At 33.2% G+C, this 9597-nt stretch carries 10 protein-coding genes; 8 read left to right on the top strand and 2 right to left on the bottom strand.

What is annotated here, in order from left to right:
* Positions 1–128: 128 nt before the first annotated feature.
* Entirely contained in the window at positions 129–1226 is a 1098-nt protein-coding gene (gene recF / locus AT575_RS10000; RefSeq protein WP_102778194.1) for a DNA replication/repair protein RecF, read from the bottom strand.
* Positions 1227–1228: 2 nt separating this feature from the next.
* Complete coding sequence (gene yaaA, locus AT575_RS09995; RefSeq protein ID WP_102778193.1) at positions 1229–1600, bottom strand: S4 domain-containing protein YaaA; 372 nt, start codon at positions 1598–1600, stop codon at positions 1229–1231.
* Between the two features lie 330 nt (positions 1601–1930).
* On the opposite strand from yaaA, the gene yfmF reads away from it, so the two are divergent.
* From yfmF to AT575_RS09955, 8 genes are all read left to right on the top strand, one after another.
* Positions 1931–3178, top strand: a complete 1248-nt coding sequence (gene yfmF, locus AT575_RS09990) for an EF-P 5-aminopentanol modification-associated protein YfmF (RefSeq protein ID WP_102778192.1) — start codon at positions 1931–1933, stop codon at positions 3176–3178.
* The gene (gene yfmH / locus AT575_RS09985) at positions 3175–4458 is read left to right on the top strand and encodes an EF-P 5-aminopentanol modification-associated protein YfmH (RefSeq protein ID WP_102778191.1); all 1284 of its coding nucleotides are present in this window, start codon (positions 3175–3177) and stop codon (positions 4456–4458) included. Before yfmF ends, yfmH begins: the two co-directional genes overlap by 4 nt.
* Positions 4459–4508: 50 nt before the next feature.
* Positions 4509–5618 (top strand): helix-turn-helix domain-containing protein, encoded by a 1110-nt coding sequence (locus AT575_RS09980; RefSeq protein WP_102778190.1) that lies wholly within the window; start codon positions 4509–4511, stop codon positions 5616–5618.
* 15 nt (positions 5619–5633) lie between these two features.
* Positions 5634–6176, top strand: coding sequence for a CDP-diacylglycerol--glycerol-3-phosphate 3-phosphatidyltransferase (pgsA, locus tag AT575_RS09975; RefSeq protein WP_102778189.1), 543 nt, complete (start codon positions 5634–5636; stop codon positions 6174–6176).
* 3 nt (positions 6177–6179) lie between these two features.
* A complete protein-coding gene (locus AT575_RS09970; RefSeq protein ID WP_102778188.1) occupies positions 6180–7019 on the top strand; it encodes an energy-coupling factor ABC transporter ATP-binding protein in 840 nt (279 codons plus the stop codon).
* Complete coding sequence (locus AT575_RS09965) at positions 6995–7837, top strand: energy-coupling factor transporter ATPase (protein WP_102778187.1); 843 nt, start codon at positions 6995–6997, stop codon at positions 7835–7837. The genes AT575_RS09970 and AT575_RS09965 overlap by 25 nt, the downstream gene beginning before the upstream one ends.
* Complete coding sequence (locus AT575_RS09960; protein ID WP_102778186.1) at positions 7830–8630, top strand: energy-coupling factor transporter transmembrane component T family protein; 801 nt, start codon at positions 7830–7832, stop codon at positions 8628–8630. Before AT575_RS09965 ends, AT575_RS09960 begins: the two co-directional genes overlap by 8 nt.
* 151 nt (positions 8631–8781) lie before the next feature.
* Positions 8782–9426 (top strand): transglycosylase SLT domain-containing protein, encoded by a 645-nt coding sequence (locus AT575_RS09955; RefSeq protein ID WP_102778185.1) that lies wholly within the window; start codon positions 8782–8784, stop codon positions 9424–9426.
* The last annotated feature ends 171 nt before the right edge of the window (positions 9427–9597 follow it).

Genomic DNA, 9597 nt, shown 5'->3' with positions numbered 1-9597 from the left:
AGGCAAGTGACGAGTCAAGAGCAATAAGGCTTGAACAAAGTGAAAGCCAGCGCCTTTAGACGCTGGCTTGTATTCTGGGCTTATAGCCCTTGTTCAAACCACCCGTTAGACGGGTGGTTATGATTTTACTAATCATCAACTGTAATGTGACCAGAGTTCACATGAAATTTTCTAATATCTTTTGGAAGTTGGGATAGATGATCTAAGCTTGTTGTTGTAATAAAAGTTTGTACCTTCTCTTGTATGACTGTTTCTAATAATTTTGATTGTCTCGTATTATCCAACTCACTCATAACATCATCTAATAATAAAATAGGATTGTCCCCAGTGATTGTTTTCATTAAACTAACTTCTGCCAATTTTAGAGATAATATCAAACTACGATGCTGACCTTGACTTGCGAAGTTTGCATCAATATCATTGATAAAGAAGGAAATATCGTCACGATGAGGTCCGACACTGGTATTTTTTCGGAAGATATCCTTTTGTCTATTTTTTACCAATGCATCTAAAAATACTTCTTTGATTGAAAGTTGATCATGTTTTTCAAAACTGGGTTGATAAGAAAAATTCAAGTTTTCTAGTCCATTTGAAATAGCCAAGTGATGTCTTTTTGCCTCAGTTTCAAGTGATTTAATAAAATGAATACGCTGTTCAATGACTCTAGTACCATAATCTGCTAGTTGCTCATCAAGAACACCTAAGAAATCACTATTTATGGATATTGCAGTCTTTAAATAAGCATTTCTCTGTTTTAAAACATGATTGTATTGAGATAAATCTGATAAATAAACAGGTTTTATTTGTCCAAGATCAATATCAATAAATTTGCGTCTTAAAGCTGGAGCACCTTTAACAAGTTGCAAGTCTTCAGGAGCAAATAGCACGACCATCATATTACCAATATACTCAGATAATTTTGCTTGTTTTAAAGAATTGATTTTGGTTACACGACCCTTTTCTGTTAAATCAATTTCAAGACTAATTGTTCCACTTACTTTACTAATTTTCCCAGAAACCTGCAAATTATTTTTTTTAAAACCTATTAATTCTTTATCGGTTCGAGTACGATGACTTCTGGTTAAAGCAATAAAGTAAATAGCCTCTAAAAAATTTGTTTTTCCTTGAGCATTATTACCAATAAATACATTTAGTCCTGGAACAAATTCTGCTTGGATCTGTTCGTAATTTCGATAATGCGTTAATTGTAACTCTTTAATCCACATCTTTAAACACCTGGAAATCGGACGGGTTTCTTAGATTTCTTAGCTTTTGTATGACTTGAGCTTACTTGTTTTTTGGTTGATTTATTCAATTCTTTAACCAACTTTGCGACTCTTACTTTTTCTGCTTGATCACTAAGATAAGTTTCTTTCTCAGATTCACTTGGTTCAACCAATCGAATTTTTACTCCTTGCTCAGGTATTTCGATTTCATCCCCAATTCTAATTTTTTTACCCCGACGTTTCTCATCTTCACCATTAAATAAGACTATATTCTCAGATAAAAATGATTTAATTGCCCCGCCACTCTGTATTATGCCTTCTTCCTTTAATAAGGCTTGTAAAGTAATAAATTCTGTAAATAGTTTATATTCCATGTTTTTTTCTCCATTTATAATTCAAAATATTATAGCATAAATAGGCAAGAAATAATAATAAAGCATAAGTGTTGGTTAGAAACTGCATGTTAACCTTCTTCTCAAATAGGACTTCTTATGTTATAATAATTTCAGTATTTTTAAGAATTGATGCTCTGAGAAATGAACAGACCTTCAAAGTAAGTGTCTTTGATATTCTCAGGGCTTCTTTTTTATCATAAATAAAATGTCTAACAAATTACAAGATAGTAAAAAAAGTGTTTATTCTCAAAGGAATCTCTTTAAAAATGGTATAATTTAAGGAATCAGTCTAATGAGTAAGGAAAAATTATGAAAATCGTCGAAGGTGTCCAACTACATCTTATAAAAACAGAAAAATTCAAAACAAATCATGTAACTTTAAGATTTTCTGGTGATTTGAGTCAGAAATTAGTTGCTAAAAGGGTATTGGTAGCTCAAATGCTTGCTACAGCCAATGAAGATTATCCAACAGCGAAAGAATTTAGGGAAAAATTATCAGATTTATATGGAGCAAGTCTTTCCACAAATGTTTCAGTTAAAGGAAAGGTTCATATTGTAGATATTGATATTACTTTTATCCAGGATATTTATGCTTTTCAAGGCGAAAAAATCTTAGAAGAAGTGATTGACCTATTAAAAGGAATATTATTTTCACCACTATTATCTGTTGCTCAATATCAACCACGTGTTTTTGAGGTTGAAAAGACTAATTTAATGAACTACCTTGAATCCGATAAAGAAGATTCTTTTTATTATGGATCCTTACAATTGAAGGAACTCTTCTTTAAGGACAACGATTTACAAGTTTCTAAATATGGAACAGTAGATTTAGTTGATAAAGAGACTGCTTATACGAGCTACCAAGAGTTTCATAAAATGCTGATGGAAGATCAAATTGATATCTATATTCTAGGTCAATTTGATGATTATAAAGTTGTGCAATTGTTCCATCAATTTCCATTTGAACCAAGGAAAAAGGAGTTATCGTTTTATTATCAACAAGAATACTCCAATATTGTTTCAGAAAAAATTGATAAAAAGTTGTTAAATCAATCCATTTTGGAATTAGCCTACTATTTTCCATCTGAAAGGTTTAAAGAAGATTATTATGCTTTGACGGTTCTAAATGGTTTATTGGGGTCATATGCTCATTCAAGATTATTTACTAAAGTAAGAGAAACTGAAGGAATTGCATACAGCATTGGTAGTAAAGTTGATCGATTCTCAGGATTATTGGAAATATATGCAGGGATTGACAAAAAAGATAAGACAAAAGCGTTACAATTAATTGTCAAAGAAATAAATGATATAAAAATGGGTCGTTTTTCTAGTCAACTAGTTGAAAAAACAAAACTCATGCTTCAAACTAACGGAACTTTAACCGAGGATTACTGTAAAGCGTTAGTTGACAGTTCTTATACACAATCCTATATTGACAAAGATTTTACACTTGAGTTTTGGTTGACGAAGATTAAATCTGTTAAAAAAATGGATATTATTAAAGCTGCTAATCATCTCAAATTACAGGCAGTTTATTTTTTGGAGGCGAATAAGTGATAGATATAGAAAAATGTAGCTATGCTAGTGTAAGAGAAGAAGTCTATCATTCACGGTTAACGAATGGATTAGAAATATTTATCCTAAAAAAACCAATGTTTACAGAAAAAACAGCAATGTTGACAGTGAATTTCGGTTCAATTGACAGTAATTTTACAGTTAGAAATAGACCCTATCATTATCCTGAAGGGATAGCCCATTTTTTAGAACATAAGCTATTTGAAAATGAATCTGGACAGGATGTATCACATCATTTTACAGCCTTAGGTGCAGATGTCAATGCCTTTACAACTTTTGAAAAAACCTCTTATTTCTTTTCTACCAGCAATAATTTTACAAAGTGCTTGACGCTTCTTCAAGAGTTCGTCTTGACAGGAAACTTTACAGAGGAAAGTGTTGCTAAAGAACGAAAAATAATAGCGCAAGAAATTGACATGTACCTTGACGATCCTGATTATCAATCATATATCGGCATTTTACAAAATCTTTTTCCAAATAGTCTTTTATCAAGTGATATTGCTGGAAATCAGAATTCGTTAGAATCTATTACTGCTACCGATTTACAACGAAATTACAAACAGTTTTATCATCCTTCGAACATGACGCTAATTATCGTAGGTGATGTTGACATTGATGAAACCTATCGTTCAATAGTAGATTGTCAGGAACGTTTAAAACAGAGGAGACCGGCAAAAGCTACAATAGAACCTTTGGCATATTCCCCGATTGTTAAAACTAATTCCATGAGTATGGAAATTTCAACGCCTAAATTAGTAGTTGGCTATAGAGGTAAAAAGTTTACAGATGATATTCCTTTACTAAAATATAAAGTTGGTTTACGTCTGTTACTATCACTATTATTTGGGTGGACTTCGAAAACATATCAAACTTGGTATGATCAAGGAAAAATAGATGATTCATTTGATATGGAAATTGAGATTCAAAGAGATTTTTCATTTTTACTTATTACACTTGATACAAATGAACCAATAGCAATGTCTAGCAATATTCGAAAAAAAATCAATAATTTTACTAAATCAAAAGATTTGACGGAAAAACATTTGCAATTATTGAAAAAAGAGATGTATGGGGATTTTGTTCAAAGTTTAGATTCAATTGAACAAGTGATGAGTCAGTTTAATCTCTTTTTAAACGACCAGGATTCTTATTTTGAAATACCTCAGATAATTGAAACAATAACTCTCGATGATATATTAGCCATCGGAAACAATTTTTTCGAGAGTGCTGAGGCATCAGATTTCACTGTCTTTCCAAAATAGTGTTTAATTTGATATAATAGACGTAATATTTTTATAGTAGAGGTACCTGTATGAGAGAACAAACATTAGGTGATTTTCTAAGAGAATCACGAGTTAGTCAAAAAATTACTTTAGATGAGATTGAAAATAAAACTGGCATCTCTTCTCACTATTTATTAGCCTTAGAGTTAGATCAGTTTAAAATTATTCCAGAAGAAGTTTTTGATTCTTATCTGAGTCAATACGCTGAGATTGTAAATTTAGATTTTCAATCCTTAAAACAACGTTTTTTAGATCAAACCAATAAAGAACAAGATAACAATGAACCGAGTATTACTCAACAAGTTGAGGAAAAATTGAGTAAGCGTCCGATTCCTTTTGTTTTTCCGACGAAAAATGAAGAGCCTGAGCAAGAAAAACCTGAAATGGAAGAATTTCTTGCTTTGAATAGAAATTCTTCAGAGGAAAATCAAAGTCATTTTGAAGAAGAGAAAAAAAATCAGGAAATAGTAGCAAACCGCCCATCGCTTGATGACAACATTCCTGCTATGGAAGAAAAACAAACTGAACCTCGACGGGATAGTCTTTTATCAGCTAACCGTCAAGATAAAGAAGTTTCTCGTTTAAGCCGCTATCAGGATGAGGATAAAAAATCAAAATCAATTTTACCTGTAATCCTATTATCTTTGATTGCTTTAGCGATTGGTGCATTTGTTTATTTTACAGTATGGCCAAAGTTTTCAAATAATGTAAATGTGGAAAAAGCAAAAAGTGTTTTCTTTGATAAGAATAAGAAAAGCTCTAACTCTTCTTCTAAAAAAGTTGAAAAATCAAGTTCTCCTTCAAGTAGCGAAGAAAAAACAGTGATAAAAGCTGAAGGTCAAGGTAACTATATTACCGCAGATATCAAAAAAGCAAAAGAAACAGTTGAAGTCTCTGTTTCATTAACTGATGCGGAAAGTTCATGGATTGCTCTCTCTAATTCTGATATCGGTGAAGCAGGAACGACTTTGACACAAGAAGAGCCGACATATACTACTACTCTACCTGCTGATACAAAAGAAGCCCTCTTAATGCTTGGTATAAAAGATGGTCTTTCAGTTTCAATTGATGGTCAAAAATTAGATTTATCATCTCTAACAAACAACGATATCAGTTACATTACTTTAAACATCAATTAAATCAAAGGAAATACAATGACCAAAAAAGAAAATATTCCTAATTTACTAACACTTATTAGAATTTTGATGATTCCCGTTTTTTTAATCATCACATCTGTTTCACAATCTCTTACCTGGCATATTGTTGCTGCGATCATTTTTGCTATTGCCAGTTTAACTGATTATTTAGATGGCTATTTGGCCAGAAAATGGAAGGTCGTTACAAATTTTGGTAAGTTTGCAGATCCCCTTGCTGATAAAATGCTTGTCATGAGTGCTTTTATTATGTTGGTTGGAGCTGGTCTTGCTCCAGCTTGGATTTCAGCAATTATTATTTGTCGTGAATTAGCTGTTACAGGATTACGTTTACTCCTAGTAGAATCAGGTGGCGAGGTTCTAGCTGCAGCTATGCCTGGGAAGATAAAAACATTTTCACAAATGTTGTCTATTATTTTCCTATTTTGTCACCTCCATGTTGTTGGCACAATTCTTTTATATGTAGCTTTAGTTTTCACAATCTACTCTGGCTATGATTACTTTAAGGGAGCTGGTTTTCTTTTTAAAGATACCTTTAAATAAAGCATGTCAAATATTATTGCAGTTAGAAATATTAAATTCAAATATCAAGAAAATCAAGAATCCTATACCTTAGATGATGTTTCGTTTCACGTGAAACAAGGTGAGTGGTTATCGATTATTGGTCATAATGGTTCTGGAAAATCAACAACTGTTCGTCTCTTAAATGGCCTCCTTGCTCCAGAATCCGGAACAATTCACATTGATGGTGATCTTTTAACAGAAAATAATGTCTGGGATATCAGACAAAAAATAGGGATGGTTTTTCAAAACCCCGATAATCAATTTGTTGGTGCAACTGTTGAAGATGATGTCGCCTTTGGATTAGAGAATAAGGGTGTTTCACATCAGGAAATGGTAGAAAGAGTTGACCAGGCCTTACAGTTAGTTGGAATGTCTGAGTTTAAAACTCGAGAACCAGCTCGTTTATCGGGTGGACAAAAACAAAGAGTTGCAATTGCTGGAGCAATTGCAATGCGACCAATGATAATTGTTTTAGATGAGTCGACAAGTATGTTAGATCCAAAAGGACGTTTAGAACTGATCAAAACAATAAAAGCAATCAGAGAAGATTATCAATTGACCGTTGTTTCAATTACACATGATTTAGACGAGGTTGCATTAAGTGATCGTGTTTTAGTTATGAAAAACGGTCAAGTTGAGTCTAGCTCGACACCTAGAGAACTTTTTGCTAGAGGAGACCAGCTCTTAAATTTAGGTTTGGATATCCCTTTCACAAGTAATCTCATAAAGACGCTTAAAGAAGATGGCTTTACGATTGGTGAAGACTATCTGTCAGAAAAGGAATTAGAAAATCAATTATGGCAATTAATTTCCAAGATGTAAGTTTTACCTACCAAGAAGGGACTCCTTTTGAAGGGCGTGCCCTTTTTGACGTTAATCTTGATATAGAAGATGGTTCTTATACAGCTTTTATTGGACATACTGGTTCTGGAAAATCAACTATCATGCAATTATTGAATGGATTACTAGTTCCAACAACTGGCCGTGTAATTGTTGATGGAAAAATAATAACAAGTCAGTCTAAAAATAAAGACATTAAACAAATTCGTAAAGAAGTGGGCTTAGTTTTTCAGTTTCCGGAAAGTCAGCTATTTGAAGAAACTGTCCTAAAAGATGTCGCTTTTGGACCTCAAAATTTTGGTGTGTCTAAAGATAATGCAGAGAGAATTGCGCGTGAAAAATTGGCATTGGTTGGTATTGCAGAAGATTTATTTGAAAAAAATCCTTTTGAATTATCTGGCGGTCAAATGAGACGGGTTGCTATTGCGGGTATTTTAGCAATGGAACCTAAAGTTCTTGTTTTAGACGAGCCAACTGCAGGGTTAGATCCTAAAGGAAGACGAGAATTAATGTCGCTATTTAAAAAATTACATGACTCTGGAATGACAATCGTTTTAGTAACTCATTTGATGGATGATGTTGCTAACTTTGCAACTAAAGTCTATGTTCTTGAAAAAGGTAAAATTATTTTATCTGGCATACCTAAGGATATTTTTCAAAATGTAGAACTATTAGAATCGAAACAACTAGGTGTTCCTAAAATAACCCAATTTGCCTATCAATTAGCCTTAAAAGGGAAAAAATTCCCTAGCTTCCCCATTACTTTGGATGAACTAAGGGAGGAATTGAAGCATGGATAAACTTATTTTAGGTCGTTATATTCCTGGCAATTCTATAATTCACCGTCTAGATCCTAGAAGTAAACTCATTGCCATGATGATATATATTATCATTATTTTTTGGGCAAATAATTTTGTGACTAACGCTATCATGTTTACTCTAACTATCATAGCAGTACTACTGTCTCAAGTAAAAATATCATTCTTTTTAAATGGTTTAAAACCAATGATTGGAATCATTTTATTCACTACAATTTTTCAAATATTATTCACTCAGGGTGGACAAGTATTATTCCAATTCTGGATCATAAAAATTACAAGTTTTGGTTTGCGTCAAGCACTCTTAATTTTTATGCGTTTCATTTTGATTATATTTTTTTCAACGCTTCTAACCCTAACAACTACTCCTTTGAGTCTGTCTGATGCTGTGGAATCCTTATTAAAACCATTGAAGATTATTAAGGTTCCTGCTCATGAGATTGGCCTTATGCTTTCACTAAGCTTGCGCTTTGTTCCAACATTAATGGATGATACAACTCGTATTATGAATGCTCAGAAGGCAAGAGGAGTTGACTTCGGAGAAGGAAATTTAATTCAAAGAGTTAAGTCTATTATACCTATCCTAATTCCTCTTTTCGCTTCTAGTTTCAAGCGAGCAGATGCACTTGCAATCGCTATGGAATCAAGAGGTTATAAAGGTGGTGAAGGCAGGACCAAATTTAGAATTCTTGATTGGACATTTAAAGATACACTTGTGATTTTCCTAATGATATTATTAGGTCTAGTGCTATTTTTTTTGAAAAGCCCTATATAGGGACTATATGTAGTAAATTATTATCTTACTATAGTAATAATTCAGAAATTCTTATAATCACAATATTCCTGTAATATTTTTAATATAACTTCTATAGACAAGTAACATACTTAGGTTAATATGGTATTTGGAGAAAAAAGAGGTGTATTATATGTTTAAAAATGAAAATTTAAAGAAACGTTATGTTAGTTTTGGGGTATTAGCATTTGCTATTGCGATTGTTGCAGTTATCTTCGCTTTTTCAAGTAAAAAAGTTGATACTGAATCATTTGCAAAAGATTCTGAAACTAAAGTAGTCAAAAAAGTAACTAAAACAACTTCAACTAGTTCAACTGTGAACAAAGAAGAAAAACCAAGTTCATCTTCAAGCAAAGCAAGTTCATCAACAGAAGCTAAAGTAGCTGAATCAAATCCAGAGCAATCAGTACCTGCAAGTGCTCAAACTGCAGCAGCTGCTCCTGTCCAAGAGGCAACACAGGCAGCACCAGTTGCACAAGCACCTGCACAACAGTATGCAGCGCCTGCTTCAGGATACTTAGCTAATGGAAACTCAGCAGGAGTTATCGGAAGTCAAGCAGCTGCTCAAATGGCAGCAGCAACAGGTGTTCCACAATCAACTTGGGAAGCGATTATTGCACGTGAATCAAATGGTAATCCAAATGTTTCAAATGCATCAGGTGCTTCAGGTTTATTCCAAACCATGCCAGGTTGGGGTTCAACAGCAACTGTTCAAGATCAAATTAATGCAGCGCAAAAAGCTTACAATGCCCAAGGATTGTCAGCTTGGGGTTATTAAAAATAAAAGAAGCCACAGACTTTAGTCTGTGGCTTCTTTTTCTATTATGTGACTTTTAGTCCGTTTCACTCCGAAGGTGTGAAACAAAAAACCACCCGCTATGCGGGTGTGCATCAAAGGTTATACCCAAAAGACTCCTAACGCGGTACAATATAGGTGTTCAAGCCAATT

It is taken from the genome of Streptococcus penaeicida (assembly GCF_002887775.1).
GTDB lineage: Bacteria > Bacillota > Bacilli > Lactobacillales > Streptococcaceae > Streptococcus > Streptococcus penaeicida.
The sequence above is the reverse complement of the archived record's forward strand: the minus strand, read 5'-3'. Positions and strand labels throughout refer to the sequence as shown.